22 protein-coding genes, 2 tRNA genes and 1 pseudogene are annotated in these 25,818 nt (G+C 72.7%); 10 read left to right on the top strand and 15 right to left on the bottom strand.

Annotated elements, in window-relative coordinates; translation table 11 throughout:
* Positions 1–98: 98 nt before the first annotated feature.
* Positions 99–172: transfer RNA gene (locus tag ACFYMP_RS04150), tRNA-Met, on the bottom strand.
* A gap of 502 nt (positions 173–674) precedes the next feature.
* On the opposite strand from ACFYMP_RS04150, the gene ACFYMP_RS04145 reads away from it, so the two are divergent.
* Positions 675–947 carry a LysR family transcriptional regulator gene (locus tag ACFYMP_RS04145; RefSeq protein WP_388850165.1) on the top strand — a complete coding sequence of 91 codons (273 nt, stop codon included), beginning with the start codon at positions 675–677 and terminating at the stop codon, positions 945–947.
* Between the two features lie 13 nt (positions 948–960).
* Here the strand turns inward: ACFYMP_RS04145 and ACFYMP_RS04140 are convergent, their stop codons facing one another.
* The gene (locus tag ACFYMP_RS04140) at positions 961–1,560 is read right to left on the bottom strand and encodes a TetR family transcriptional regulator (protein WP_388850162.1); all 600 of its coding nucleotides are present in this window, start codon (positions 1,558–1,560) and stop codon (positions 961–963) included.
* Positions 1,561–1,621: 61 nt separating this feature from the next.
* Here ACFYMP_RS04140 and ACFYMP_RS04135 point away from each other — a divergent pair, with 61 nt between their 5' ends.
* Positions 1,622–2,449 (top strand): class I SAM-dependent methyltransferase, encoded by an 828-nt coding sequence (locus ACFYMP_RS04135; RefSeq protein WP_388850159.1) that lies wholly within the window; start codon positions 1,622–1,624, stop codon positions 2,447–2,449.
* A gap of 343 nt (positions 2,450–2,792) precedes the next feature.
* Here ACFYMP_RS04135 and ACFYMP_RS04130 read toward each other — a convergent pair whose 3' ends face one another.
* The 3 genes from ACFYMP_RS04130 to ACFYMP_RS04120 form a co-directional block, all read right to left on the bottom strand.
* The gene (locus ACFYMP_RS04130) at positions 2,793–4,928 is read right to left on the bottom strand and encodes a tetratricopeptide repeat protein (RefSeq protein ID WP_388850156.1); all 2,136 of its coding nucleotides are present in this window, start codon (positions 4,926–4,928) and stop codon (positions 2,793–2,795) included.
* A gap of 376 nt (positions 4,929–5,304) precedes the next feature.
* Positions 5,305–5,378 (bottom strand) — tRNA-Met (locus ACFYMP_RS04125).
* Positions 5,379–5,419: 41 nt separating this feature from the next.
* Entirely contained in the window at positions 5,420–8,368 is a 2,949-nt protein-coding gene (locus ACFYMP_RS04120) for a UPF0182 family protein (RefSeq protein WP_388850989.1), read from the bottom strand.
* Between the two features lie 143 nt (positions 8,369–8,511).
* On the opposite strand from ACFYMP_RS04120, the gene ACFYMP_RS04115 reads away from it, so the two are divergent.
* The gene (locus tag ACFYMP_RS04115) at positions 8,512–9,069 is read left to right on the top strand and encodes a PPA1309 family protein (protein ID WP_388850154.1); all 558 of its coding nucleotides are present in this window, start codon (positions 8,512–8,514) and stop codon (positions 9,067–9,069) included.
* 207 nt (positions 9,070–9,276) lie between these two features.
* Here the strand turns inward: ACFYMP_RS04115 and ACFYMP_RS04110 are convergent, their stop codons facing one another.
* From ACFYMP_RS04110 to ACFYMP_RS04095, 4 genes are all read right to left on the bottom strand, one after another.
* Positions 9,277–10,374, bottom strand: coding sequence for a PDZ domain-containing protein (locus tag ACFYMP_RS04110; protein ID WP_388850151.1), 1,098 nt, complete (start codon positions 10,372–10,374; stop codon positions 9,277–9,279).
* A gap of 86 nt (positions 10,375–10,460) precedes the next feature.
* Positions 10,461–10,628: a hypothetical protein gene (locus ACFYMP_RS04105; protein ID WP_388850148.1), complete on the bottom strand. Its 168-nt coding sequence runs from the start codon at positions 10,626–10,628 to the stop codon at positions 10,461–10,463.
* Positions 10,629–10,828: 200 nt separating this feature from the next.
* Positions 10,829–11,293, bottom strand: a complete 465-nt coding sequence (locus tag ACFYMP_RS04100; RefSeq protein ID WP_388850146.1) for a molybdenum cofactor biosynthesis protein MoaE — start codon at positions 11,291–11,293, stop codon at positions 10,829–10,831.
* A gap of 63 nt (positions 11,294–11,356) precedes the next feature.
* Positions 11,357–12,463 carry an SDR family oxidoreductase gene (locus ACFYMP_RS04095; protein WP_388850143.1) on the bottom strand — a complete coding sequence of 369 codons (1,107 nt, stop codon included), beginning with the start codon at positions 12,461–12,463 and terminating at the stop codon, positions 11,357–11,359.
* Positions 12,464–12,655: 192 nt separating this feature from the next.
* On the opposite strand from ACFYMP_RS04095, the gene ACFYMP_RS04090 reads away from it, so the two are divergent.
* Both ACFYMP_RS04090 and ACFYMP_RS04085 read left to right on the top strand, forming a co-directional pair.
* Entirely contained in the window at positions 12,656–14,191 is a 1,536-nt protein-coding gene (locus ACFYMP_RS04090; RefSeq protein WP_388850140.1) for a zinc-dependent metalloprotease, read from the top strand.
* On the top strand, positions 14,188–14,709 hold the full coding sequence (locus ACFYMP_RS04085) for an NUDIX hydrolase (protein ID WP_388850137.1): 522 nt from the start codon (positions 14,188–14,190) through the stop codon (positions 14,707–14,709). The genes ACFYMP_RS04090 and ACFYMP_RS04085 overlap by 4 nt, the downstream gene beginning before the upstream one ends.
* Before the next feature lie 207 nt (positions 14,710–14,916).
* Here ACFYMP_RS04085 and ACFYMP_RS04080 read toward each other — a convergent pair whose 3' ends face one another.
* The 4 genes and pseudogenes from ACFYMP_RS04080 to ACFYMP_RS04065 all read right to left on the bottom strand — a co-directional run.
* Entirely contained in the window at positions 14,917–15,651 is a 735-nt protein-coding gene (locus ACFYMP_RS04080) for an AIM24 family protein (RefSeq protein ID WP_388850134.1), read from the bottom strand.
* 18 nt (positions 15,652–15,669) lie between these two features.
* Positions 15,670–16,350 carry an AIM24 family protein gene (locus ACFYMP_RS04075; protein ID WP_388850986.1) on the bottom strand — a complete coding sequence of 227 codons (681 nt, stop codon included), beginning with the start codon at positions 16,348–16,350 and terminating at the stop codon, positions 15,670–15,672.
* 14 nt (positions 16,351–16,364) lie between these two features.
* Positions 16,365–18,056 carry a TerD family protein gene (locus tag ACFYMP_RS04070; protein ID WP_388850131.1) on the bottom strand — a complete coding sequence of 564 codons (1,692 nt, stop codon included), beginning with the start codon at positions 18,054–18,056 and terminating at the stop codon, positions 16,365–16,367.
* Between the two features lie 562 nt (positions 18,057–18,618).
* Positions 18,619–19,194 (bottom strand): annotated as a pseudogene (locus tag ACFYMP_RS04065) (M48 family metallopeptidase); the annotation flags it as partial.
* 317 nt (positions 19,195–19,511) lie between these two features.
* On the opposite strand from ACFYMP_RS04065, the gene ACFYMP_RS04060 reads away from it, so the two are divergent.
* The 5 genes from ACFYMP_RS04060 (at position 19,512) to ACFYMP_RS04040 (ending at position 24,814) form a co-directional block, all read left to right on the top strand.
* Positions 19,512–20,924: a ThiF family adenylyltransferase gene (locus ACFYMP_RS04060; RefSeq protein ID WP_388850128.1), complete on the top strand. Its 1,413-nt coding sequence runs from the start codon at positions 19,512–19,514 to the stop codon at positions 20,922–20,924.
* A 40-nt stretch (positions 20,925–20,964) separates the two neighbouring features.
* Positions 20,965–22,332 carry an ABC1 kinase family protein gene (locus ACFYMP_RS04055; RefSeq protein WP_388850125.1) on the top strand — a complete coding sequence of 456 codons (1,368 nt, stop codon included), beginning with the start codon at positions 20,965–20,967 and terminating at the stop codon, positions 22,330–22,332.
* 185 nt (positions 22,333–22,517) lie between these two features.
* The gene (locus ACFYMP_RS04050; protein WP_388850122.1) at positions 22,518–23,396 is read left to right on the top strand and encodes a class I SAM-dependent methyltransferase; all 879 of its coding nucleotides are present in this window, start codon (positions 22,518–22,520) and stop codon (positions 23,394–23,396) included.
* 479 nt (positions 23,397–23,875) lie between these two features.
* On the top strand, positions 23,876–24,016 hold the full coding sequence (locus tag ACFYMP_RS04045) for a hypothetical protein (RefSeq protein WP_388850119.1): 141 nt from the start codon (positions 23,876–23,878) through the stop codon (positions 24,014–24,016).
* A 39-nt stretch (positions 24,017–24,055) separates the two neighbouring features.
* Positions 24,056–24,814, top strand: coding sequence for a DeoR/GlpR family DNA-binding transcription regulator (locus tag ACFYMP_RS04040; protein WP_388850116.1), 759 nt, complete (start codon positions 24,056–24,058; stop codon positions 24,812–24,814).
* A gap of 273 nt (positions 24,815–25,087) precedes the next feature.
* Here ACFYMP_RS04040 and ACFYMP_RS04035 read toward each other — a convergent pair whose 3' ends face one another.
* Positions 25,088–25,411, bottom strand: a complete 324-nt coding sequence (locus ACFYMP_RS04035) for a hypothetical protein (RefSeq protein WP_363148667.1) — start codon at positions 25,409–25,411, stop codon at positions 25,088–25,090.
* Positions 25,408–25,785 (bottom strand): WhiB family transcriptional regulator, encoded by a 378-nt coding sequence (locus ACFYMP_RS04030; protein WP_363148666.1) that lies wholly within the window; start codon positions 25,783–25,785, stop codon positions 25,408–25,410. Before ACFYMP_RS04030 ends, ACFYMP_RS04035 begins: the two co-directional genes overlap by 4 nt.
* Positions 25,786–25,818: the final 33 nt, after the last annotated feature.

Below are 25,818 nucleotides of genomic sequence, written 5' to 3'. Positions count from 1 at the left end.
CCCGCCCCGCGCCGCGCGCGGGGCGGCCCCAGGAGCCGTACCGGCGGCATACACCGAAGGCCCGGATTCCTTGAGGAATCCGGGCCTTCGGTCTTCAGTAGCGGGGACAGGATTTGAACCTGCGACCTCTGGGTTATGAGCCCAGCGAGCTACCGAGCTGCTCCACCCCGCGTCGATGTCTCGACTGTACGGGGCCGGGCGCCGCACATGCAAATCGGTTCTCTCGCGTCCTGATAGGTTCCGGGTCCGCGTCAGCAGTGTCGGTCGATCTCCAGCAGTCGGCTGGCAATCTTCCGGGTCGCGTTAGCGGCACCTGTGGCCGGTGGTGGTCAGTCCCGGGAACTTCTCGGTCATCCGGCCTCTTGGTCCTGGGCGGTTTCCTACGGTCGGCTCATGGTCACCAAGCGTACAAGCGTGAGGGCCGGCAGTCAGGAGTCCGCGAGGGCTTCGATCCGGTACGAGGACGACTCGGTACGCAGCGTGGAGTTCAGCCAGCTGCGCCGGGGCAATTTCGACGGGTCCGTGCCGTGGCGGCGGGTCAGGCCGGCGAAGGGCCATAAGCATCACACCGCCTCAACCTGCCGGCCAAGAAGTGGGGCATTGAGATCCGCCCGAACAGCGCCACCAGCAACCCGTTCGCGCTCCTGCCGGGCGCACCGGCCCTGTCCGCGTCGATGGCAGCCGTCAGCAACGTCCGCGACTGCGCCGAACGCCTCAGACGCCTGGTCCGACTGCCCGGCCAACGGAACCTCTGCGCGGCCGCCAGAAGCCTCGGAACGCTACCGGCGACGCTCACGCATCAGCTGCATGCCCTGGAAAAGGCCGCGGGCGTTCCGTTGATCGAACGGACCAGCCCCCTCGCAGCCACTCCCGCGGGCACCGCTCTCATCCACGAAGCAGAGCACCTGCTCAGCCTCTTGGACGCAGCGCAATCCTCCGTCACCTGACCAGCGGCCCGGCCTACGACTGGGGTGGTCGCAAGGCGCCGGCGATGACGGTGGTCACCATCTTGCGGACGGCGTCGGGCTGCGGTGGGGCGCTTGTCCGGTCGGCGAACAGCAGGTGCCCGGCCCCGACGAGGGTGGGGGCGAGCGTGTCGATGTCGGCGTCACCGGCCAGACGCCCCCACTCCCGCTCGGCGGTGAGGTATGCGGCGATCATGGCAGTGCCCTGCATGGCGAGTGGGATGCCGGTCAGACCGGCCTCGCGCAGCCGGGCGCGGAGGCCGTCGCGGAAGGTGATGAGCGCGACGATCGCCACCGTGACCGGACCGAACAGGTCCCGCAGCGCGTCTGTGAGGTTGTCCACCACGCTCCCGGTCCCGACGGCCGCGCGCAGAGTCGTGGTCCGGTCCTCGATGCCGCGGACGCGATCGAGGACCAGTTCCGCCAGGAAAGCGTCGAAGTCGGTGAAGTGCCGGTGCAGCACCCCCTTCGCGCAGTTCGCCTCCTCCGTGATCGCCCGGCTGGTCAACGCGTCGGGCCCGTCCCGAAGCAGGACACGCTCGGCGGCTTCGAACAACTGGCCGCGCACGTTGTGGATGTGCACCCCTGACGGCATCATCTCCCCTTCCGCGCCGCCCCGCCTTAACGAGTGGGCAACCGCCCATTAGTGTGGGCGCATGCCCACTTTATCGCAGGGACAGCCGGACACGTCCGGCCCCGAGCCCCACCGCCACCGGCAGACAGCCGAGTCGTTCGGAGTGGACGCCGAACGCTACGACCGCGCCCGACCGCCGTATCCCCAGGCCCTGGTGGACAGGATCGTCGCGGCAAGCCCCGGCCGGCACATCCTCGACGTCGGAGCCGGAACCGGCATCGAGGCCCGGCAGTTCCAGGCGGCCGGCTGCACGGTGCTCGCCGTCGAGCCCGACGAGCGGATGGCCACCTTCGCGCAACGCGGCCGTATCGAGGTCGAGGTCGCCAGGTTCGAGGACTGGCAGCCGGCCGGGCGGCAGTTCGACGCGGTCATCGCCGGAACCGCCTGGCACTGGGTGGACCCCGTCGCCGGCGCGGCCAAGGCGGCCCAGGTGCTCAGGCCCGGCGGCCGACTCGCCCCCTTCCACCACGTCCCCCAGCTCCCGGCCGAGGTGATCGACGCCCTCGCCGAAGCACTCCAACGAGTCGCTCCCGATTCCCCGTTCAACCCCGGCCTGCTCAGGGGCTCGTCCGTGGACGCCTACCAGCCGCTGTTCGCGAAGATCGCCGACGGGATCCGGCAGACCGGCAGCTTCAGCGAGCCGGAACAGTGGCGCTTCGCCTGGGAGCGCACCTACTCCCGAGAGGAGTGGCTCGACCAGCTCCCCACTTTCGGCGGCCTCACCCAACTCCCCGCAGACAAAATGGCGGAGGTCCTGGACAGCGCCGGGACCGCGATCGACAAACTCGGCGGCCACGCCACCATGCCCTACACGTCCGTCGTGATCACCGCGACCCGCTCCCGGGCCTGACCACCGCAAACGCTGGGTGTCGCCGAGCATGAGGAGACTGATGAGCTCGGCGACACCCGCCGGGGAGCGGGGAGAGTTCTCCGGCTTGTTGCACCGGACCTCAGTCCAACGGTCCGTCCCGGCGGGCCACACGATTGCTCAAGATCAGCCGATCGGCCCACTGCTGACGCACCATGGAATCCGTAGTTTCAGCAGTACCCACTGCTAACGGAGCGGCTCAACCTACACGTCCCTCCGCGCCGCTCAGGGGCCGTGTACCGCTCGGTCCGCGCAGCGCACGGGACTCCGTGCCGCACAGGGCTCCGTGCCGGCCGGGCCCCGCGCCGCTCGGGCGTGCTGCCGCTCAGGCGCTCAGTTCCTGCTGGAGCGCGTCCCGCAGCCGGGCGGCGCGCTCGGCGACCTCGGCCGGGCCCGCCTGCACGGCCTTGTCGCACCACTCCTGGCTCTCGACCAGCTCGCCCCTGCGGGCGAACAGCAGCGCGAGCCGCAGTGCGGCGCGGCCGTGACCGGCCTCCGCCGCGCGCCGCCACCACAGGGCGGCCTCCGGCTCGCTGCCCTCCCTGGCCAGCAGGAGGCCGAGGTTGAAGGCGCCGTTGCTGCTCCCGGCCTCGGCCGCCTCCCGGTATCTGCGCGCCGCGAGGACTATGTCGCCGCGCGCCGCGGCGAGCATCCCGGCCCGCACCTGGGCGCGCCGGTGCCCCTGGTCGGCGGCGCGCTCGTACCACTCCTCGCACTCGTCACGTTCGCTCAGGACGCTCTCGCCGAGCACCGGCGGGCCCTGCGGGGGGCGTCTGGCGTCCAGTACGGAGGCGAGCCGGTAGGCGGCCTCCGCGCTGCCGCCGCCCGCCGCGCAGCGCAGGTGCCGCTCGGCGGACTGCTCGTCGCCCTCGCGCAGCAGGGCCATGCCGACCTGGAGGGCCGCTTCGGTGTGCCCGGCCGCCGCCGCGCGCTCGTACCAGCGCAGGGCGCCCTCCTCGTCGCCCCGCCCGCTGTGCAGGATGCCCAGGTTGAAGGCGGCGTCCACGCTGCCGCCCTCGGCGGCCTTGGAGAACCAGGGCTCCGCCCCGGCGGCGTCCCCGGCCTGGAGCAGCAGGACGGCCAGCGCGTTCGCCGCCTCGCGGTGCCCCGCGTAGGCCGCGGTGCGGTACCACTGCTCGGCCTGGGCGGTACGGCCCTGCTCGGCGCAGAGCAGCGCGAGGTTGTACGCGCCGTTGTCGTCGCCCGCGTCCATCGCGGCCCGGTACCAGCGCTCGGCGGTCTGCGGCTCCTCACGCTCCGCGTGCAGGGCGCCGAGCGCGTTGGCCGCGTTGCCGTCGCCCTCCTGGGCGGCCTTGAGCCACCACACGGCGGCGCTCTCCTGGTCTCCGGCGTCACGCAGCAGGAAGCCGAGGGCGCAGGCCGCCCGCGCCTCGCCGTCCTTGGCGGAGGTCAGGTACCAGCGCCCGGCCTCCTTCAGCTCACCGCGCTGCTCCAGGATCGCGCCGAGGTGCAGCGCCGCCTTGCGGTGTCCGCGCGCGGCCGCCTGCCGGTACCACTGCTCGGCCTCCTGGGCGGGGGTGAGCCCGTCCGCCCGCGGGCCGCTCTTCGCGGGCTCGGCGGGCTGCCGCCGCGCGGCGGCCAGGGGGGCCGCGCCGTCGCGCGGGCCGGGGATGGACAGCGCCGGGGCCGCGGCCGCGCGGCCGGCGCGGCGCGGACCAGGCAGGACGGGACCGCGCTCGCGGCGCGCCTCGTCGGCCACCCGCTGCTCCAGCATGCGGGCGGTGCGGTAGGCGGCCTCGCGGTGGCCGCGCTCGGCTGCGCTGCGCATCCAGCGCTCGGCCTCGGGCTCGCCCCGGTGTTCCAGCAGGTCGGCGAGGGCGTAGGCGCCCAGCACGTGGCCCTGCTCCGCGGACTGCCGCAGCCAGTAGTCGGCGGCCGGTTCGTCGCCGCGCTCACGGTGGTGGCGGCCGAGGGCGTGCGCGGCGGCCGCGGAGCCCGCGACGGCGGCGACCCGCCACCAGCCGGCCGCTTCCTCGGGGTAGCCGCGCTGGTGCAGCAGGACGCCGAGGTTGTTGGCGGCGGCCCGGTCGCCCGCGCCGGTGGCGGCGCGCAGGTGCGGTTCGGCCTCGTCGAGTTCTCCGCGGCGCAGCAGCATCGCGCCCAGCTCGCTCATCGCGGCGATGTCCCCCTCGGCCGCGGCGCGCAGCCGGGCCTCGGTGGCGGCGCCCGGCTCGGCGCCCGTCCCCCCGGGGGTGCGGGGAGCGGACGGGGCCGGGGCGTCCTCGGGGCCGACGCCGACGTATCCGGGGACGGCGGACAGGGTGCCCCGGCCGGGCTGGAGCGGCAGCCGCCCGGAGCCGGACCGCGCCTCGGCGTGGAATTCCCGGGCCGCGCGCGCGCCGGCGAGTGCACCGGTCGTCTCCGCACTCAGGTCGTGCGCACCGGACCGCGCACGCCTCCCGGACTCACGCAGAGTCGCCTTGTCCCCCATAACGTCCATCGTCGCACCACCCGCAACCCGGGTACACCTCGTAACCGGCAGTCAAATGAGGTCTCTACAGCGTTTTATCGACATGCCCACAGAGAGACACATCAAACTTGCCATGCTCAACTACCCCCGGACCGAACACATTTCACATCCGGAGGCTGTCCGATCCGGTCCGCCCGGTACAGCCGACACACGGGAGACCCGAGGATCTCCTCGATTCCGCCGTCCGCCGGCCGCTTCCAGCCTCTATCAGGCTGCCCCCGGAACGGGTGAGTAGCCGTACTCAGTTCGCCCCGGATGAGCGACGCCGTGAGGGCGGGGGTGCGCGACGGCACGGCGCACACGAAGAGGCCCGGGTCCCTTTCGGGACCCGGGCCTCTTCGATCAGTAGCGGGGACAGGATTTGAACCTGCGACCTCTGGGTTATGAGCCCAGCGAGCTACCGAGCTGCTCCACCCCGCGCCGTTGTGATCACAATGTATCACGGCGCGGGGTGGGCCCGCTCAGCCCTCGTCGGCGGCCGCGTCCTTCGGGGTGGCGCTCCCTCCGGCCCGCGGCTTGTCGCCGGCCTTCCCGTCGTCGCCCTGCTTCTTCTTCGCGGCGTCCTGGGCGTCGGCGGCGCGCTGGAGGGCGTCCTGCAGGGCGCTCTGCGCCTTGCCGTACGCCTCCCAGTCGCCGTCCTTCAGGGCGGACTGGCCGTCCTTGAACGCCTTCTCGGCGTCGTCCAGGGCTCCTTGCAGACTGTTGTTCCCGGTGGCGGGCGGCGGCTTGGTGGTGTCGTCGCTGTCGCCCGGCGGCGTCTCGTCCTCCGCGCCGAAGACCACGTTGAGCGCCTTGTCCAGCGTCTCCTCGAAGGCCGTCTTCCCGGCGTAGGTGACCAGCACCCGCTTGAGCAGCGGGTACTTGAGGCCGCCACCGCGTACGTAGACCGGTTCGGCGTACAGCAGCTCGCCGTCGAGCGGGACGGTCAGCAGGTTGCCGTACTCGACTTCCGAGTCACCACCACGCAGCAGCCGGATCTTCTCGGCGATGGTCTCGTTGGAGTTGAACTTGCTCTGCACCTGTTTGGGTCCGTCGATGGTCTCGGCGGACGGCATCTTCAGGATGTCGATCTTGCCGTAGTCGGGGGTCCCGGCCTCGGCGTTGACCGCCATGAAGGCGCTCAGGTTGTCACGGCCGTTCGGCGTGAACGTCGTGGTGAGCGAGAAGTCCTGCTCCTTGGAGTCCGGCATCTTCATGCTCAGGTAGTACGGCGGGATCGCGTTGCCCGACTTGTTGGTCGGGTCGTCCGGGACCTGCCACACCTCGCTGCCGCTCAGGAAGGTCTGCGCGGTCTTCACGTGGTAGCGGGTCAGCAGCTCGCGCTGGACCTTGAACAGGTCCTGCGGGTAGCGCAGGTGGGCCATCAGCTCGGGGCTGATCGTCGAGCGCTTCTCGACCGTGTCCGGGAAGGCCTTCATCCAGGTCTTGAGGACCGGGTCCTTCGTGTCCCACTGGTAGAGCTTGACCTCGCCGGTGTACGCGTCGACGGTGGCCTTGACCGAGTTGCGGATGTAGTTGACCTGATTCTGCTGGGCCACCACCGCCCGCTGGTTGTTGGCCGCGGTGAGCGAGTCGGCCGTCGTGTCCCCGAGCGTGGTGCGCGAGGCGTACGGATAGCCGTTGGTGGTCGTGTAGGCGTCGACGATCCACTGGATGTGGCCGTCCACGACCGCCGGGTAGGAGTCGCCGTCGATCGTCAGCCAGGGCGCGACGGCCTCGACGCGGTCCTTCGGGGTGCGGTTGTACAGGATGCGCGAACCGTCGCCGATGGCTCCGGAGTAGAGGATCTGCGGCTCGCCGAAGGACACGGCGTAGGCGGCGCGGTTGAGCGGGTTCGAGAGGTTGACGCCGCTCTTGCCCTGGTAGCTCGTCGTCTTCTCGCCGTCGTCGTTGGCGTAGTCGATCTCCTTCTGGGGACCGCCGACGATCGAGTACTGCGTCGTCTTCTCGCCGTAGTAGATGCGCTGGTTGTACTTGCCCAGCTCGCCCTGGGAGGGCAGGTCGGACTCGGTGAACACCGGGCTGCCGCCGGAGGCCGCGTCGTCGCCCTTGGCGGCGACCACCCCGTAGCCGTGGGTGTAGCGGAAGTGGTCGTTGATCCAGTTGTTCTTCGGGATGCCGTTCAGGTCCAGCTCGCGCAGGCCGATGACGGTGTCCTGGTCGTTGCCGTCCTTGTCCTTGTAGCGGTCGACGTCCAGGTTGGACGGGAACGCGTAGTAGTTCCTCATCTGCTGGAGCTGCTGGAAGGTCGGGGAGACCACGTTCGGGTCGATGAGCCGGATACTGGCCGCCTCGTTGGCGTCGGCGCGCAGTTTGGCCTTGTCGTCCGTCTCGCTCTTGCCCGGGTACTCCTTGACCTTCGTGTCGTCGATCCCGTACGCCTCGCGGGTCGCCTTGAGGTTCTTCTCGACGTACGGGGCTTCCTTGGCCTGCTCGTTGGGCTGGACCTGGAACTTCTGCACGATGGCCGGGTACAGCCCGCCGATGAGGATCGCGGAGAGCACCATGAGGCCGAAGCCGATGACGGGCAGCTGCCAGGTGCGCCGCCACAGCGTCGCGAAGAAGAGCAGCGCGCAGATGACCGCGATGCAGAAGAGGATCGTTTTGGCCGGCAGGTAGGCGTTGGCGTCGACGTACCGCAGACCGGTCCAGTTGCCGGTGGCCTTGAAGTCGCTGGACTTGACCGCGAGCCCGTACCGGTCCAGCCAGTAGGCCACCGCCTTGAGCGAGACGAAGACGCCGAGCAGCACCGACAGGTGGCCCGTGGCGGCCTTGGTGGCGCGCGCCCCGGGGCTGGTGATCCGCAGGCCGCCGTACAGGTAGTGCGTGAGCAGGCTCGCGATCACGCACAGCACGACGGCGGCGAAGCCGAAGCCGAGCAGGAAGCGGTACCAGGGCAGGTCGAAGGCGTAGAAGGACACGTCGAGGTGGAACTGCGGGTCCGTCTGGTGGAAGGGCTGCCCGTTGACCCACATGAGCCAGGTGCGCCACTGTCCGGCCGCGGAGGCGCCCGAGATCAGGCCGACGAGGGCGACGATCCCGAACAGGAGCCACTTCTTGTAGGGCGCGATGCCCATGCGGTACCGGTCGAGGTTCTGCTGCTCCATCGACATGGCGCTCAGCGGCGGGCGCAGACGGTGCGCCAGCCAGATGTTCACGCCGACGGCGGCCGCCATGAGCAGGCCGAAGACGAAGAACAGCCCGATCTTCGTCCAGAGGGTCTTGGTGAAGACGGAGGAGTAGTCGACCGAGCGGTACCAGAGCCAGTCCGTCCAGAACCCTGAGAACATGACGAAGGCCATGACCAGTACGGCCAGCACGCCCAGTGTCATGAGCAGGGTGCGGACACGCCGGGAGGGACGGCCCACTCTGATCCGTGGCCCCGTCGGGCCTCCGCCGCGGTCCGGCATCTGGAAAGCCAAGGTGCGCACCTCGAAGTTCGGTGTTTTTGATGTGAATGTGCGGGCCCAGCGATCGTAGGGCCCACTCATGCAACTTACTGAAGCTTTACTCAGTTCCCGTCCGGGGCCCTGAACCAGGCAGGATATTGCCCATGTCCCAAGATTCCCCCGCCAGCCCCCCGCCCGCCGCGACCCCGCTCACCCGTGCCGTACTGGAGATCGACGAGTACGTCGGTGGCCTGGGCTGGGATCAGCCCGCCCGTCTCTTCGCCCTCGTGGACACCGGACGTCTACAGGAGGAGGAGCCCTCCCTGGCCCGCCGTCTCGGTCTCGACTCCGAGCAGCCGGCCGGTTCCCTCACCCCGATCGAGCAGGAGGAGATCCCGGCCGGGAACCCGCTCGACGAGTTCCTCGCCACGATCGCCTGGCCGGGTTCGGTCGCCGGCTGCGCGCTGACCGTGGAGCGGCTGATGCTGCCCGCGGGCGCCGAGGCGAGCGTGCCGGAGGGGCTCGACGAGGCGGCCCTGAACAAGTGGGTGGCCAAGCACCCGGAGCGTCAGGAGGTCCGGATGACGGTCGCGGTGCTGCGCGACGGCACCCGGGAGTCGGCGCTGCGGCTGCGCGAGAAGGACTCGGCCGTGGAGGTGCTCACGGGCGCCGGTCTCGTGCCGGGTCTGGCCGAGGCGCTCGCCACCACCTTCGCGGAGTGAGCCCGCGGCCCCGCCCCCGCCGGACCGGTGTTCGCGGGGCGGCGGGCGGGGCCTTCAGGCCCGTGGAGGCCGTCCGTCCCGGGCCGGTCCGTCCATGGCCCGTCTGTCCCGGGCCCGTCTGTCCCGGGCCCGTCTGTCCCGGGCTTGTCCGCTCATGGCCTCGTGGCCCGTCCGTCCGGGCCCGTCCGTCCCGCGCGGCGGGGACCGTCAGCCCTTCGAGCAGCTCGGCAGCGCGTCGTCCTGGCCGGCCTTGATGTGCTTGAGGGCCCGCGTCGCGTCGTCGATCGTGCGGACCTTGACGAGCCGCAGTCCCTCCGGGGTGTCCTGGGCGGCGGTCGCGCAGTTGTCGGCGGGGGTCAGGAAGTAGCGGGCCCCCGCGTCGCGCGCGGCCACCGTCTTCATCCCGATGCCGCCGATCGCGCCGACCTTCCCTGCGTCGTCGATCGTGCCGGTGCCGGCCACGAACTTGCCGCCCGTCATGTCGCCGGGGGTCAGTTTGTCGACGATGCCGAGGGCGAACATGAGCCCGGCGCTCGGGCCGCCCACGTCGGCGAGCTTGATGTCGATCGAGAACGGGAAGGTGTGGTCGGTCCCCGCCGTGATGCCGACGACGGGCCGCCGCTCGCCCTCCCCCTTGGGGGAGTCGACGGTCTCCACGACCACGTTCCGCGTGTTCATCGGGTCCTTGCCGGCCTTCTCGGCCGCCGCGGCCTCCTTCGCCGGGACGACCGCGAACACGACCTTGTCGCCCGTCTTGTGCCGGGTGACGAGCTTGGCGACGTCCTCGCGGGCCCTGACCGCCGTACCGTCCACGGACTTGATCACGTCACCGGCGTGCAGGGCACCCTCGGCCGGGGTGCCCTTGCCGACGGAGGCGACGACGACGCGCGCGGTGACCGGGATGTGCAGCTCCTTCAGGGCGGCGACCTTCGCGCTCTCCTGGGACTCGCTGAACTCCTCCGCGTTCTCCTGCGTCGACTCCTCCTCCGTCTGCCCCTTCGGGTAGAGGTTGTCGTGCGGGAGCACGATCGCGTCCCGGGAGAGCCAGCCGACGACCGCCTGCGGCAGGTTCATCGTGAAGCCGGGGCTCGTGACCCGGACCGTCGTCATGTTGAGGTGCCCGCTCGCCTCGTAGGTCCTGCGACCCGTGATCTGCAGCACCGGTTCGCCGTCGTGCTCGTCGAGGGTGTTCACCGTCGGGCCCGGGGACATCTCGGCGTACGGCACCGAGATGAGCACACCGGCACACAACAACGCGATCAGCATCAGGGTGGAGGCGAGCATCGTCGCGGTGCGGCGTGGCATGGAACGACAGTACGGGACGGGAACGGGGACGCACCCTCGGGGCCGGTCCGTACGGGGGTCGGGCCGGGCCCGCGCCCGAGGGGGTCTCAGCGCTCGGCGGCGGAGGCGGATTTCTCCATCGCGGCGCGGAACCTGGCGTACCCCGCCAGCTCCGGCCCGTCGCCCGTACGGCGGCTGCGCGCGGCCCAGGAACCCCAGAGCCCCGCGCCGACGGCGGCCGTGAACGGAATCAGCAACCACGCAAGAGCGGCCATGCCGACCTCCGACTCCCCGAGAGTGTCCCCGACTGACTGATCAGCAGATTAACGAGCTGCTGAGGCAACGCTCTCCGGCGGGGTGCGGTTACGCAACCGGAGCACCTCTCCCACGGTTGGAGCCGCCGCCTCACCCGGACACCGGCACCCGGCACCCGGCACCCGGCACCCGGCACCCGGCACCCGGCACCCGGCGGACGCTAGGCGCCCACGCCCACCCATTCCTCCGTGCCGTCCGAGAAGGTCTGGTGCTTCCAGATCGGCACCTCGTGCTTGAGGTCGTCGATGAGACGGCGGCAGGCGGCGAAGGCCTCGGCGCGGTGCGGGCAGGAGACGGCGACGACCACCGCGAGGTCGCCGACGGACAGGTCGCCCACGCGGTGCACGGCGGCCAGGGCCCGCACCGGGTAGTCCGCCGCGACCTTCTCCGCGACCCGGCGCAGCTCCGTCTCGGCGGTGGGGTGGGACGAGTAGCCGAGCGCGCTGACGCCGGCCCCGCCGTCGTGGTCACGCACCGTGCCGACGAACAGGGCGGTACCGCCGGCGGCCGCGTCGCCGACGGCCGCGAAGACCTCGTCGACGGAGAGCGGGGTCTGCCTGATCGCGAGCAGCCGCACCGGGTCCTGGGACGGCCGCTCGCCCGGGTGCTCAGAGGTGGTTGCCATGCCGCCCATGGTGCCGCACGCCGCGCGGGGACGGGACACGGGCGGGACGCCCGCCCCCCGGTCTCAGATGCGGCGGCGCGCCTTGCGGGCCCGGCGCACCAGCGCGGCCGTACCGAGCAGGGCGACGGTGGCGCCCGCCGCTCCGGCGGCCGTCGCGTCCTTGCGGCCGAGCCTGCGGCCGACGACGGTGCGCCGCCCGGCCACCTCCTCCAGCAGCTCCGCGAGCACCTCCTCGTTGGTCCACCGCGGACGCCAGCCCGCGTCGTGCAGCCGGCTGACGCTGACCACCCAGGGGTTCATCGTGTAGGCGAGGTCCCCGGCCGGGGAGGGTGTGAGACCGATGCGGTGCAGCCGGGCGGCGGCGCCGAGCGCGACGGCGGAGGGTAGCTCCATACGGCGGATGCCGCTCAGTTCCTCGATCTCCTCCTGTTCCAGCCAGCCGTCGCAGCCGACCGCGAGTTCCCCCTCGACCTTCTCGAGTACCGCGTACTCCAGGGCGATGACCAGATCCTCGACGTGGCAGAACTGCCAAGCGGGCCGCGAGCCGGCCACGACGAGGAGCCGGGGCGACTCGAAGTAGCGGGTCAGCGCGGTGTCGGTGCCGCCGACCAGGAGGGCGGGGCGCAGCACCGTGACGTTGAGCCCGGGGTGGGCGCGCGGGGCGCGGCGGGCCAGCCTCTCGATCTCCAGGAGGTCGCCGACTCCGGTGGCCTCGGCGGTCGCCTTCAGCTCGGCGTCCTCGGACAGCGGCAGGTCGTTGTCGGGCAGCGCCCCGTAGACCATGGCGGAGGTGCACAGCACGACGCGGTGCACCCCGGCCGCCGCGGCGGCGGTCAGCACCGTCTGGGTGCCGCGCACGTTGTAGGCCGTACGGGCGGCCGGGTCGGTCTCCAGGTCGAGGTCGAAGGCGAGGTGCACGACGACGTCGGCGCCGCGCAGTTTCCCGGCGACGGCCGGATCGCGGATGTCCAGGGTGTGCCACTGCGCCTGCGGACAGTCACCGCGCCGTTCGTCCAGCGCGATGACCTGCTTGATCTCCTCGGAGGCCACCAGTCGCTCGACCAGTAGGGCGCCGAGGCCCGAGGCCGCGCCGGTCACGGCGACGACGGGACCGCGCGAGGCGGCGGACGGGTTTCGCGCTGCGCGAACCTGCGGATCTGGGGAACTCACCAGGCGTCTCCAGCGGTTGTCTTCAGTACGTGCGGGAATCACGCGTACGTACCAGGTGGCGTCCATCCTGCCGCAGGCCACGTGTCGGCGGAGCACCGAGCCCCTTCGCGGCTGCGGTGTCTACGCTGGGTGGTGTTGCAGGGCAGCCGCCGCCGGCTTCGTGACCGGCGGCCTTACCAGCCGAGGAAACCCGTGAGTGACACCCCATTCGGATTCGGCCTTCCGCCGGAGGAGCCGGACGACGGCGACGAGGGCAACAAGAAGGGCACCCCCGGTGGGGGCCAGGGCTCCGGCTCCGGCTTCGGCCGGGGCGGCCCGGGGAACCCGTTCGGCATCGGGCCGGGCGGACCGGGCGGCGCCGGGGGTGACAACCCCTTCGCCGCGATGTTCGGCTCGCTCAACCCCAACGACCTCGGGGCGGCTTTCCAGCAGCTCGGCCAGATGCTCTCGTACGAGGGCGGCCCGGTGAACTGGGACATGGCCAAGCAGATCGCCCGGCAGACGGTCTCCCAGGGCACCGCCGACGGCGCGAAGGACGCGAGCGTCGGCCCGGCGGAGCGTGCGGCCGTCGAGGAGGCCGTGCGGCTGGCGGATCTGTGGCTGGACGACGCGACCTCGCTGCCCTCCGGGGCCGGCTCGGCGGTGGCGTGGAGCCGCGCCGAGTGGGTCGAGGCGACCATCCCGGTGTGGAAGGACCTCGTGGACCCGGTCGCCGAGCAGGTCGGTGCGGCCATGGGCGATGTGCTGCCGGAGGAGATGCAGGCCATGGCGGGCCCGCTGCTCGGCATGATGCGGTCCATGGGCGGCGCGATGTTCGGCACCCAGATCGGGCAGGCCGTGGGCACCCTCGCGGGCGAGGTCGTCGGCTCGACCGACATCGGGCTGCCGCTGGGCCCGGCCGGGAAGGCCGCGCTGCTGCCGGTCAACATCGAGGCGTTCGGCAAGGACCTGGGCGTACCGAAGGACGAGGTGCGTCTGTACCTGGCGCTGCGCGAGGCCGCCCACCAGCGGCTCTTCGCCCATGTGCCGTGGCTGCGCTCGCACCTGTTCGGCGCGGTCGAGGGCTACGCGCGCGGCATCAAGGTGGACACCTCGAAGCTGGAGGACGCGGTCGGCCAGCTCGACCCGTCCAACCCCGAACAGCTTCAGGACGCGCTTCAGCAGGGCATGTTCCAGCCGGAGGACACCCCGCAGCAGAAGGCCGCGCTGGCGCGTCTGGAGACGGCGCTCGCGCTCGTCGAGGGCTGGGTCGACGCGGTCGTGCACACGGCGGCCAAACCGCGTCTGGGGGCGGCTGACGCGCTGCGCGAGACGCTGCGCCGTCGTCGCGCCTCGGGCGGTCCCGCCGAGCAGACCTTCGCGACTCTGATCGGCCTGGAGCTGCGCCCGCGCCGGCTGCGGGACGCCTCGCGGCTGTGGGCCTCGCTCACCGACGCACGCGGCGTGGACGGCAGGGACGGCCTGTGGGCCCACCCCGACATGCTGCCCACCGCCGAGGACCTGGACGATCCGGACGGTTTCGTCCACCGCGAGCAGCTGGACTTCTCCGAACTGGACAAGATGCTCGGCGAGGCGGCCGGGAAGGCCGACCTGAAGAAGAGGGACGCCGAGGACGTGGCCGGCGCCGAGGGCACCGGCACCGGCTCCGGCTCCGGCTCCGTCGAGGAGAACGACGGGGACGGCAAGGGCGGCAAGGACGGCAAGGACAGGGGCGAAGAGGGCGCGTGAGTCTGCTCGAAGACGCGGTCGCGGTCCTCAAGGGCTACGACCGCCAGCCCGAGCTGTGCCAGGTGTACCTGGATCACCTCCGGGCGCATCCGGACGGCATGGGGAAGGCGTGCGGCGCCGGTCATGTGACGGCCAGCGCCCTGGTGGTGGACCCGGAGCGCGGCCGGGTCCTGCTCACCCTGCACAGGAAGCTGCGGATGTGGCTCCAGACGGGAGGCCACTGCGAGCCCGGGGACCGCACCCTGGCGGCGGCCGCCCTGCGGGAGGCCGAGGAGGAGTCCGGGATCACCGGACTGAGCCTGCTGCCGGTGGGGCCGGTACGGCTGGACCGGCACTCCATCCCGGGGCCCTGCACCCAGCACTTCGACGTGCAGTACGTGGCGGTGGCGCCGCCGGGCGCGGCCGAGCGGATCAGTGAGGAGTCCCTCGACCTGCGCTGGTTCCCGTACGAGGAGGTCGCCTCAGTGAGCGACACCTCGGTCGTCCGTCTCGTGGAGGCGGCGCGCGCGGCGCTGTGAGGGGCCGGCCGGACGCCGTCAAGGGCGGCATCGGTAGACGGCGTCAGTAGACGGCATCGGTAAGGGGCGCTCATCTGGATGAGCGCCCCTTACCGTCTCCCATGCGGCGGTGCGGTCCCGCGCGGCGTCGTGAGGGGCCGGTCGTGCCCGGCCGGCCCCTGTCGCCACCGGACCGCCGGCTATCGCCACCGGACCGCCGGCTCCCGCTCACTGCCAGGCGTTGCCCTGGTTCTGGCCGACCCCGTACTGGCCGGCCGGGCCGGAGGGGGCGGCGCCCTGCGGGGGCAGCAGTTCGCTGGGCTGGACGAGGACCTGCCCCTGGCCGAGGAAGCTGAGTTCCCAGCCCTCTCCCGTGCCGCCTCGGCGCCGCCACACCCCGCTGGAGTGGGTCTGCGCCTGCATCTGGACGCGCAGCCCGGAGGACCAGGCGACGACGGCGTCGGCGTCCACGTTGACGTACGTCTCACCGGTGACCTGGAGCAGGAGCGGCTGCCCGGAGGTCATGAGGGCGGCCTTGCCCCGGCCGGTGATGTTGAGCTGGTACTTGCCGGAACCGGAGATGCCGAACTGGCTGTCGACGGCGATCACCTCGGTGTGCAGTGCGGAGTCCAGGGCGAGGACGTACGCGCTGTCGACGGTGAGGCCCTCGTGGTCGACGTCGACGAGGTGGGTGTACTGGGCGAGGTTGGCGAGGTAGACGGTGCCCTGCCCCGAGCAGCGCATGAGGTCGAGGCCCTCGCCGGTCCGTCTGCGGGCGTGCCGCTGCCCCGGGGAGACGTACTCGCCGTCGAACTCGACGAGGCCCTGGTAGGCGACCATGGCGCCCTTGCGGGCGAGGACGTCCTCGTGGCCGTGGAGGGCCACTCGCAGCAGTTGCGGGTTCTGGACGGTCCAGCGTTCCTGGGTCTGCTGTTCGGTGTACGCGAAAAGCGGGCTCTGCATGATGTGTCTCGCTCCCCCTCAGCCCCGGGCCCTGAGCCGGTCGGTGCTGTCCTCGCTGGGCTGGACGACGACGATCCCCTCTCCGGAGAAGGCCATCTGGTACGCCTCACCACTGCCGCGTCCGATCATCGCACCGGCCTTGAAGCTGCGTTTTCCCTTGACCTTGAGGTGCGGCGACCAGGCGACGAGGGCGTCGGGGTCGACGTAGGTCTCGTCCTCGCCCCGTCCGCAGTCGACCACGACAGGCGTGCCCCGGGAGGTCAGCGCGACCCAGCCGTCTCCGGCGACCTTGACGTTGAACAGCCCCTGCCCGGCGAACTTGGCGAGGCCCTTGACCCGTTCCACGCCCCACTGGAGGTGGGCGTCGAACGCGAGCAGGTTGGTGCCGTTGACGGAGAGCGCGTCGCCGCCGAGGTTGATGACGACGACGTCGGCCCCGTAGTCCGCGAGGTAGAGCAGTCCGTCGCCGGAGCACTTCATGAGGGGCGTGCCCTCTCCCGTGGCCCAGCTGCCGGCCATCTGCCGCAGGGACGGCGGGTTGGCCTCGTACTGGACGAAGCCCTCGTAGGCGACCATGGAGCCCTTGCGGGCGTACAGGTCCCGGCCGCTGCTCATCGCGACTTTGGCCATGTGGTGGCCGTGGTTCTCCATGCGGGCCGCGACGGGGGTCGCCGCGAAGCCCGCGAGCTGCTGCTGCAACATTGCGCTGCCCCTCAGATCTCGTACGGCTGGACGATGACGAAATTGCCCGGGGCGCCCCTGAACTGGAGGTTCACGGTCTCCCCGCTGTGGCCGGGGTAGGCGTTGCGGCGCAGCCGCACCTGGCTGGAGATGATCACCTGGGAGGCGGCGGACCAGGCGACGACGGCGTTGCAGTCGGCGAAGGTCGTGGGCGTGACGGGCAGGACCACGGGGGTGCCGTGCGTCTTGACGACGACGGTGCCGGTGCCCTGGAACTGCATCGTGAACAGCGAGCCGCCGGGGATGCCGTGCCCGTCGATCCGGCGGACCTCGCGCTGCAACGACTCGTCGAAGGCCAGGACCGCCTCGGCCGACACGCAGATGGCGTCGCCCTGCAGCTCGATGGGGTGCAGGTGCGCTCCGGCGTCGGCGAGGAACACCTGGCCCTTGCCGGTGCAGCGCATGAGCTGGAGTTCCTGGCCGGTGGCGTTGCCGACGACGCGGCCGGCGAAGCCCGCGCCCTTGTACCCGAAGTCGACCTTGCCCTGGTAGAGCACCATGCTGCCCTGGCGGGCGAGGACGGGTGCGCTCTCGGCGCCGAGGTCCACGCGGACGAGCTGCCCGTTCTGCTGGGTCCAGCGGCGCCCGCCCGGCGCCTCGCGGTACTTCTCGAAGGCCACGGCGACACCCGGGGTGCCGCCGCCCCGCGGGATGCCACCGAGGGCTGCGGCCCCGGACGGCCCGCCCGCCGGTGGGGGTGTCGCGCCGTAGGACGGTGGCTGGTAGCCACCGGGCGGCTGGGCGTAACCGGGCGGGGGCGGGGCCGAGGGCTCCGCGAGGGTCTGGCCGGGGGCTTGCGGCTGTCCGGGAAGGTAGGGCCCGGCCCCCGCCTGGCCGGGGCCGGGCTGGACGTGTCCGGGCGGCGGTGGCGGTCCCGGGACTCCGGGCGGCGCGGTCATCGGCGCCACGACCGTGGGCGCGGCGTGCACGTCCGGCGGGGCCGGAGCCGGGGGCGGCGCGGCGGCGGGAGCCTGCTGCGGTGCCGGGACGGCGGCGGGCGGCGGGGCGGGAGCGGGCGGGGCCGGGGCCTGCGGGGCCGGGGCCGGAGTGTGCGTGGCGGGCGGGGCGAAGGCCGGGGGTGCGAAACCGGGGGCCGCCGTGGCGGGCGCGGCCTCGGGGGCGGGCGGCGCCTCCTCTTCCGCGACCTCGCCGCCGAAGTGGCGCAGCAGGGCCTCCAGTCCGCCGTCGAAGCCCTGGCCGACGGCGGCGAAGCGCCACACGTCCTTGAGGTAGAAGTCGCCGACCATGACGGCCCGCTCGGTGGTGAACTCCGAGCCGTCGAAGGGGTAGCGGGCGACCTCCTCGCCCCCGGCGACGATCCGCAGATAGCCCGGACCGATCTGGGACATCTGGCCCGCGCCGTCGATCGTCGCGGTGAAGGAGAGCCGCTGGACGTGGGAGGGCACGCGATCGAGCGTCACCCGGAAGGACTCGGTGTCGCCCGCCTGCGGCCCGAGCAGCTGGAGGGACTCCTCGGGAGACTTCGGCTGGTTGAAGAAGACGAAGTACCGGTCGTCCGACAGCCGCTCCTCGGCGTCGAGGCCGAAGCAGCTGATGTCGAAGCTGAGGCCGGGCCCCGCGATCTGTACTCCGACGTACAGATCCGTCCCGGCGGTGAGGTCACTGATCTTTGCCTTGTGGCCGCGCTGGAATTGCCTGGACATGCCTGCCGACCGCCCCCCATTTCCGTCTCCGTGCTGTCCCTGCGTGCTGTCCGTCCGGCTGACGGCGTCGACGCCGTCCCGCCCGCCGTCAGCTCGTGGGCCTCGCGCGGGAGCAGCCGGGCAGCAGTGTGTCGCGCCAGGCTAACGGTTCGCGAGGGGCGGGCCGAGGGCTGGTACAGAGCTGCCGCACAATCGATGCGGGACGGGCACGTGTGACCGCCCGTCACATCGGTGACCTGCGGAGTTCGCGGCCCGCTCCGTCCTCGGACAGGTCCCGCGCCAAGTTCGGGCAGGCCCCACTCCGCGTGCGGAGAGGTTGGGCCTCGCGCAGTTCGAAGAGGCCCGGCGTCCCGGCCGCCGAGGAGGCCCGGCGTCTCAGTCGCCCAAGCGGCCCGGCGCCGCACTCGCCCAAGCGGCCCCCGCCTCAGTCGCCGAAGAGGTCCCGCGGCTCGTCGTGGATGTCCCGGCCACCGTGATCGTCCGCTTCGTCCGCTTCGTCCGGTTCATTCACATCGTCCGCGTCGGCGGCCTCGTCCCCGGTGCGGCGGGCTCCGTCGCCGGTCCCCGGACGCGACGGCAGGGCGGACACGACGCCTTCCAGGTAGCCGCGGGCGCGCTCGGTGCGCGGATAGGCGTCGAGCAGCGCCCAGAAGCGGGGACCGTGGCCGGGGACCAGCAGGTGGGCCAGTTCGTGCAGGAGCACGTAGTCGACGACGTACTCGGGCATGCCCTGGAGGCGGTGGGAGAGGCGGATGCTGCCTTCGGCGGGGGTGCAGGAGCCCCAGCGCGTGTTCTGGTTGGTGACCCAGCGTACGGTGGCGGGCCGCGCCCGCCCGTCGAGGAACTGCTCCGACAGGCGTGCCGCGCGCTCGGTCAGCTCCGCGTCGCCGGGGCGTCTGCGGCTCTCCTGGGCGGCGAGCTTGTCGAGCATCACGTTGACCCAGCGCCGCTCCTCGGCCTCGGACATGCGGGCCGGGATGAGCACGATGGTCCGGTCGCCCTCGCGGTACGCGGAGACCGTCCGCCGCCGGCGGGTGCTGCGGCGCACTTCCACCGGGCCGGTGCGTGCCGGGCTCTGCGGGGGGCTGGTCGCACGGCGCGCGGCGCCGGCCGGGCGGTGCGGAGGGTCGCCGGACATTCCTCGACGTTACCCGCTGTCAGGGGTGGACGTCCCGCCTCCGGACAGCTTCTGTGGCGAGCCGCACCACCGTCCGCCGCAGTCGTACGACAAACGCCAGGGGCTGTGGACAACTTTCCGCACGCGACGAGCGGACGTCGCATGATGGCATCGCTCGATCACGCAGGGTGAGCGAGTGTGGCGGGGCCGAGGGTCGGGCGGCGCCGGGAAGCGGGGACGGGATGACGGCACGAGACGGGACGAGGGCACCGGCGGGCACGCGGGGGACTTCGTCGCGAGCGGGGGGCGGTGAGGTCACGACGTCTCCAGCGCGGGGCGTGGAGGTCACGGCGGGCGCGGCGGCGCCCTTCGGGCACCCCGCGCTGAAACCGGCGCTGCGGCAGGGCTGGCGGGACCTGAACAACACGCAGTTCGGCGTCACCGAGGCCCGCGCGGTGCTCCTGGGTCCACTGGACCTTGCCACCAGCGCCTTCTTGCGGCTCCTGGACGGGACACGCGGTCTGCCCCTCCTGTACGCGGAGGCGGCGCGGGCGGGGCTGAGCGAGGGGTACGTGAACCGGCTGCTGGACGGCCTGGTGCGGGCGGGTCTTCTGGAGGACGCGACCGGCGGCGGGGAGGGCGTCGCCCGGCTGCGGGAGGACTCGGCGCTCGTGGAGCGGCTGCGGCCCGACCTGGCGTCCCTCTCGCTGCTCGATCCGCGCCCCTGCGGGGCCTTGGAGGCGTTGGAGGCGCGTGCCCGCGCTCGCGTCCTTGTGCGCGGGGCGGGAAGGGTGGGGGCCTCGGTCGCGGCCCTGCTCTCCGGGGCGGGCGTGGGCCGCGTCGAGGTGATGGACGGGGGCCGGGTCGACCCGGGGGACGTCTCGCCCGGAGGGCTGCCGTCCACAGCGGTGGGGCAGCGGCGCACGGAGGCGGCCCGCCGTCTCGTACGGGAGGTGGGGCCGGCCCGCGGCAGACGCCAGGCGCCGCCGGACGGACCGGCCGTTGGAGGGGTGCCCGGCCAGGGCGGCGCGCAGGACGGCGCGGGCATCGGTCGCGCCGCGGGGCTGCGGGAGCCCGATCGGTACTCCCTCGTGGTGCTCGCCCCTCGGGACGGACTGGCCGTGCACGCCCCCGACCCGGCGACGGCGCAGCCCTTCCTCGCGTCCGGCACCCCGCATCTGTATGCCGGGGTGATCGAGACGAGCGCGGTGGTGGGGCCGCTGGTACTGCCGGGGGCGACCGGCTGTGCCCGGTGTCTGGATCTGGGGCGCGCGGACCGCGATCCGGGCTGGCCCCGGCTGCTGGCCCAGTGGCGTTCGGGGCGGGCGCACCGGGCCGAGGCCGCGGATGTGACGCTGGCCGCCGCCGCGGCGGGGCTCGCGGCGGCGCACGCGCTGAGCTTCCTGGACGGCCGCCTTCCGGCGAGCACCGGAGCACGCTGGGAGGCGGCGCTGCCGGGCGCCGACTGGCGCTCCTGTTCCCTGCCCCCTCATCCACGGTGCGGGTGCGGTGCGGATCGCGCGGCCCGGGTGGATCAGGAGCCCGAGGCGGACCGGAGGGCCCGCACCGGTCACGCGGACCAGGCGCCTCGCACACCCCACACGAAGCAGGCGGCTCGCGCGGCTCACGGGGACCAGGCGGCTCAGACGGTCCACGCGGCCCGTGCGGGTGAACGTCTCGGGAGCCGGAAACGGGGTGGGAGGGAGGAGCCGTCGGGGTCGCGGGTGCGAGGGGACACAATGGCCGGGTAGGCGCCGTTCGCGGCGCGGCCTGCTGGGACATGGAGGGCTTATGTCTGATCTTCCCCGTAAGGCGGTGACCAGGACCGCCAAACTGGCCACACTGCCGCTCGGTTTCGCCGGTCGCGCCACCTGGGGCCTGGGGCGGCGGATCGGCGGCGTCTCCGCTGACTTGGTCGGCCGTGAACTGCAGCAGCGCACCGCGGATCAGCTCTTCAAGGTGCTGGGCGAGCTGAAGGGCGGGGCCATGAAGTTCGGGCAGGCCCTGTCCGTCTTCGAGTCGGCCCTGCCGGAGGAGGTCGCGGGCCCCTACCGGGCGGCGCTCACGAAGCTCCAGGAGGCCGCTCCCCCGATGCCGACGAGTACGGTGCACGCGGTGCTCGCCGAACGCCTCGGGGAGGACTGGCGCGCGCTGTTCCAGGAGTTCGACGAACGGCCGGCGGCGGCCGCCTCGATCGGTCAGGTGCACCGCGCGGTGTGGCGGGACGGCCGGGCCGTCGCGGTGAAGGTCCAGTATCCGGGGGCGGGCCGGGCCCTCTTGTCGGACCTGAACCAGCTGGCCGTCTTCGCCAGGCTCCTGGGGCCGGTGGTGCCGGGTATCGACGTCAAGCCGCTGATCGCGGAGTTGCGCGCGCGGGTCGCCGAGGAACTGGACTACGCGCTGGAGGCGGACTCCCAGCGCGCACACGCCGCGGAGTTCGCGGGCGACCCCGACGTGGTCGTGCCGGACGTGGTGCACCAGCGCGAACAGGTGCTGGTGACGGAGTGGCTGGAGGGGGTGCCGCTGTCCGAGGTGATCGCCTCCGGGACGGCGGAACAGCGGGACCGGGCCGGGCAGTTGCTCGCGCACTTCCTGTTCTGCGGACCGGCCCGTACCGGGCTGCTGCACGCCGATCCGCACCCCGGGAACTTCCGCCTGATCCCCGACGGGGAGGGCAGCTGGCGGCTGGGCGTCCTGGACTTCGGGACGGTGGACCGGCTTCCGGGTGGGCTGCCGGACATCATCGGCCGTTCGCTGCGGCTGAGCCTGGAGGGCGAGGCGGAGAAGGTCCACGAGTCGCTGCGCGCCGAGGGCTTCATCAGGGAGTCCGTGGAGCTGGACGCGCAGGCCGTCCTCGATTTCCTCCTGCCGATCATCGAACCGGCCGGGGCCGAGGAGTTCGCCTTCACGCGCGGCTGGTTGCGCGGCCAGGCGGCCAGGCTCGCGGACCCGAGGTCACCCGCGCACCACCTCGGCCGGCAGCTGAACCTGCCCCCGTCCTACCTCCTGATCCATCGCGTGACGCTGAGCACGATAGGTGTGCTGTGCCAGTTGGACGCCCATGTCCGCCTGCGCGAGGAACTGGAGAACTGGCTCCCCGGCTTCGCGAGCGACGGTGAACTCCCGGGCTTCGTGTGGGAGGAGGAGCCGGCCACCTGAGCGCGGCCGACCCGGCCGCGCGGTCCCGCACCCCGTCGCCGGTGCCGACGGGCGCCGGGACGGCTCCGGTCCGGTGCCTGCCCGGTGCCGGTCTGGTGCCGGTCGGAGCCCGGCCGGTCCCGTCAGCCCGCTCCTCACGCCGGAGGACAGCACCCGGAGGACAGCACCCGGAGGACAGCACGCCGATGGACAGCACGCCGGAGGGCCGCACACCGGAGAACCGGACACCGGAGGACCCCACGTTTTCGCGGCGCGACGACAGGCCGGAGGAGTCGCGGCGGGAGCATCTGAGCCGCACCTTCGACGAGGACGCGGAGTTGTACGACCGGATCAGGCCCGGGTATCCGCCGAGGCTGTACGAGGACCTCGCGGAACTCGCGGGCGCCTCCCCCGGCAGCCGCGTACTCGAAGTGGGCTGCGGGACCGGGCAGGCGACGGGGCCGCTGGCCGGCCGGGGGTACCGGGTCACGGCCGTGGAGGCGGGAGCGCACCTGGCCGCGGTCGCGCGCCGCAAGCTCGCCGGGTCCCCCGGGGTGGAGGTGGTGACGGCACGCTTCGAGAGCTGGCCGCTGCCCGCGGAGCCCTTCGACGCGGTCGTCTCGGCGACGGCCTTCCACTGGATCGACCCGTCGGTGCGGGTGACGAGGGCGGCTGAGGCGCTGCGCCCCGGTGGGGCGCTCGCCGTGGTGCGGACCCAGCATGTGCGGGGCGGCACCGAGGGGTTCTTCGTCGAGGTGCAGCGCTGCTACGAACGCTTCGACCCGAGCACGCGGCCCGGACAGCGTCCTCCGAAGGCCGCCGAGGTCGACGGCTCGGACCACGCGAGGGAGGTGGCGCGCGGCGGCCGGTTCGGCCCGACGGCCCTGCGCCGCTACGAGCGGGACCTCACCTACACCACCGCGGAGTACCTGGACCTGCTGCGGACGTACTCCAACCACCGCGCCCTCCCGGAAGCGGCCAGGAACGGTTTGCTGGGCTGCGTCGCGGACCTGATCGAGCGGCGGTACGGCGGCCGGGTGACCAAGCGGTACCTGAACGAGCTGAGCGTGTCGCACAGGCTCTGACCACACCCGCGGCGACTCTCCCGGTGCTCCCTCGCTCCCTCGCTCCCTCGCTCCCGGTCGAACGCTCCCGGTCGAACCGGGCTTCGCCGTGGTCCCACGGCGATCCGCTCCTGCCTCCTGGAGACGCCCGGCCCACCGGCCCGGCGTCGGCCACCGGCCACCAGCCACCGGCTACGGACCACCGGCCTGCGATGTCTCGCGCCCGGCCCTCCCGAGGTGGTCTCCAGCGGGGCGCGGCGGGGCATCTCGACTGCGTCGCGGTGGACGGGCAGACCGCGGCGGCGGGCGGTGGCGACGTCTTGGTCGGCGCCGGCGGACGCGCCCGGGAGGCGCGGCAGGGCGTCGACGTGGGTGAGCGGCCGGTCGCGGTCGGGCAGAGCACTTGCCCGGCGAGGGGGCGTTGCGGTGGGGCCCCGTGTCGGCGGGCCCGAGGGCGGGCAGGGCGATTCACTCGCCGGCCACGGGAAGGTGTCCGGTGAGTGTCCGGCGACGATGACGGGCCGGGCCGCGCCTTCGCGGCCGGCGAACTTCGTGGCGGTGTCCTGCCGTTCGCCGTCGCTGCCGGGACGGTACGGGCCGGCGATCAGGACGAGCGGGGACCTGTCGTCCAGGACGGCTAAGATCCATGTAAAAACGCGCAATAACAGGAAGGACCGTGAATGCTGGCTGCTGAACGGCGCGCGCACCTGCTCGAACTGCTCGCCCGTACGGGAAAGATCGTGGCCAAGGACGTCGCCGCCGACCTGGGGATTTCCGAGGACAGCGTGCGGCGGGATCTACGGGACCTCGCCGGAGAGGGGCTGTGCCAGCGGGTGTACGGCGGCGCGCTGCCCGCGTCTCCCGCCGTGGTGGGCTACGACGCCCGGCGGGCGGTGGCCCCGGACGGCAAGCGGAGGGTCGCCTCAGTGGCCGCCACCCTGGTGCGGCCGGGCGGTTCGGTGATCCTCGACGGCGGCACCACCGCCCTCGCCGTGGCGCGGGCGCTCCCCGGGGATCTGGCCTGCACGGTGATCACCCACAGCCCGACGATCGCCACGGCCCTGATCGACCACCCGCGGGCGGAGATCTTCCTGCTCGGAGGGCGCGTCTTCAAGCACTCGGCGGTCACCAGCGGCGCCGCCGCGGTCGAGGCGGCGCAGAACGTCTCCGCCGAACTGTGCCTGCTCGGCGTCACCGGAGTGCACCCCGAGGCCGGACTGACCACGGCGGACGCCGACGAGGCGGCGATGAAACGCGCCCTGTCCGCGCGGGCCGGGGACACCTACGTCCTCGCCTCCTCCGAGAAGGTCGGCACGGCCTCGCAGTACCGCGTCCTGCCGTGGGAGAAGATCACCGGCCTGATCACCGACGCCGATCCCCACGACCCGGCCGTCGAGCGGCTCAGGGCCCTCGGCGTCGAGGTCCTCGTGGCCGGATGAGAGCGGGAGACCGCCGGAGGCTGAGCCCCGGCGGCCCCGCGTCCAGCCCCACGGCCCCGCGTCCAGCCCCACGGCCCCGCGTCCAGCCCCACGGCCCCGCGTCCGGCCCGGCGGCCCCCGGCCCGGCGGCCCCGCGGCAGGCGAGAACACCTCTGACAAGCACGGCGTCCCGCCGGATGCTTCCGGCGGGACGCGATGATCACTTCACGGGTCGCGTACCGGGCCGACAGCGCCCCGGGGAGGGGGGCGCCGTCTCACGTCACGGGGTCTCGGTCACTGCATGACGGCCAGCGCGAGGGCGCGGCGGGCCCTCATCGAGGCTCTTTCGGCCCGGCGTTGAAGGCGCCGGGCGGCCAGGAGGCGGGCGGCCGGACGGGCCGCTTCCGCCTCGCGCAGGCGTTCGTGCATATGCGCACGTGCCATGGCTTCTGGGATGAGTTGCATCTCTCGGGTCCTGTTCTGCGGTCCGGCGGTCTCGCCGGTACGAGTGGCTTCTGCGAAGGCGATGCCCATGGGCTCCGCTGCGGTGGACTTCATCGGGTCCTGCTTCTGGGGGTTGTGCGTCCGAGGTCGATCGATCGTTCCGGTGATGTTCATGCCACGACCGGGTTCTTGCGCGGGCGGCCACGCGGCCGCTTGCGGGCGACGACGACGCCCTGGACGAAGAGCTCCCCACCCCAGACGCCCCACGGCTCGCGGCGCTCCTTGGCGCCGGCGAGGCAGGCCTCCACGAGCGGGCAGGTGCGGCAGAGCGACTTGGCGTACTCGACGTCGGCCGGGGACTCCGCGAAGAAGACCTCGGGGTCGTAGGCGCGGCAGGGCACCGGGGTGCCGAGGTTCTCGATGGCCTCGTCGAGAGCGGTGAGCGGGGTGAGCGGGCTGAGCGCGGTCAAGGCGGAGTCCTCCGTGGAGCCGGGCGGCTGACTGGCGGGTGAGGGCGGTACGGACGGGACGTGCGTTTCGGTGTGCACGGTTGCTGGTTCCTCGTCTGGTCAGTCCGGCTG

The sequence above is a fragment of the Streptomyces sp. NPDC007088 genome (assembly GCF_042869355.1).
Classification (GTDB): Bacteria; Actinomycetota; Actinomycetes; order Streptomycetales; family Streptomycetaceae; genus Streptomyces.
Note: the sequence above shows the minus strand (reverse complement) of the source record. Positions and strands in the feature narration are given on the sequence as shown.

Coding starts and splice junctions, on each gene's coding strand:
- ACFYMP_RS04040 (WP_388850116.1), top strand. CDS start 24,056: ATGCTGGCTGCTGAACGGCGCGCGCACCTGCTCGAACTGCTCGCCCGT.
- ACFYMP_RS04070 (WP_388850131.1), bottom strand. CDS start 18,056: ATGTCCAGGCAATTCCAGCGCGGCCACAAGGCAAAGATCAGTGACCTC.
- ACFYMP_RS04140 (WP_388850162.1), bottom strand. CDS start 1,560: ATGCCGTCAGGGGTGCACATCCACAACGTGCGCGGCCAGTTGTTCGAA.
- ACFYMP_RS04050 (WP_388850122.1), top strand. CDS start 22,518: ATGGACAGCACGCCGGAGGGCCGCACACCGGAGAACCGGACACCGGAG.
- ACFYMP_RS04145 (WP_388850165.1), top strand. CDS start 675: ATGGCAGCCGTCAGCAACGTCCGCGACTGCGCCGAACGCCTCAGACGC.
- ACFYMP_RS04110 (WP_388850151.1), bottom strand. CDS start 10,374: ATGCCACGCCGCACCGCGACGATGCTCGCCTCCACCCTGATGCTGATC.
- ACFYMP_RS04080 (WP_388850134.1), bottom strand. CDS start 15,651: ATGCAGAGCCCGCTTTTCGCGTACACCGAACAGCAGACCCAGGAACGC.
- ACFYMP_RS04100 (WP_388850146.1), bottom strand. CDS start 11,293: ATGGCAACCACCTCTGAGCACCCGGGCGAGCGGCCGTCCCAGGACCCG.
- ACFYMP_RS04115 (WP_388850154.1), top strand. CDS start 8,512: ATGTCCCAAGATTCCCCCGCCAGCCCCCCGCCCGCCGCGACCCCGCTC.
- ACFYMP_RS04120 (WP_388850989.1), bottom strand. CDS start 8,368: ATGCCGGACCGCGGCGGAGGCCCGACGGGGCCACGGATCAGAGTGGGC.
- ACFYMP_RS04055 (WP_388850125.1), top strand. CDS start 20,965: ATGTCTGATCTTCCCCGTAAGGCGGTGACCAGGACCGCCAAACTGGCC.
- ACFYMP_RS04035 (WP_363148667.1), bottom strand. CDS start 25,411: ATGAACATCACCGGAACGATCGATCGACCTCGGACGCACAACCCCCAG.
- ACFYMP_RS04135 (WP_388850159.1), top strand. CDS start 1,622: ATGCCCACTTTATCGCAGGGACAGCCGGACACGTCCGGCCCCGAGCCC.
- ACFYMP_RS04130 (WP_388850156.1), bottom strand. CDS start 4,928: ATGGACGTTATGGGGGACAAGGCGACTCTGCGTGAGTCCGGGAGGCGT.
- ACFYMP_RS04105 (WP_388850148.1), bottom strand. CDS start 10,628: ATGGCCGCTCTTGCGTGGTTGCTGATTCCGTTCACGGCCGCCGTCGGC.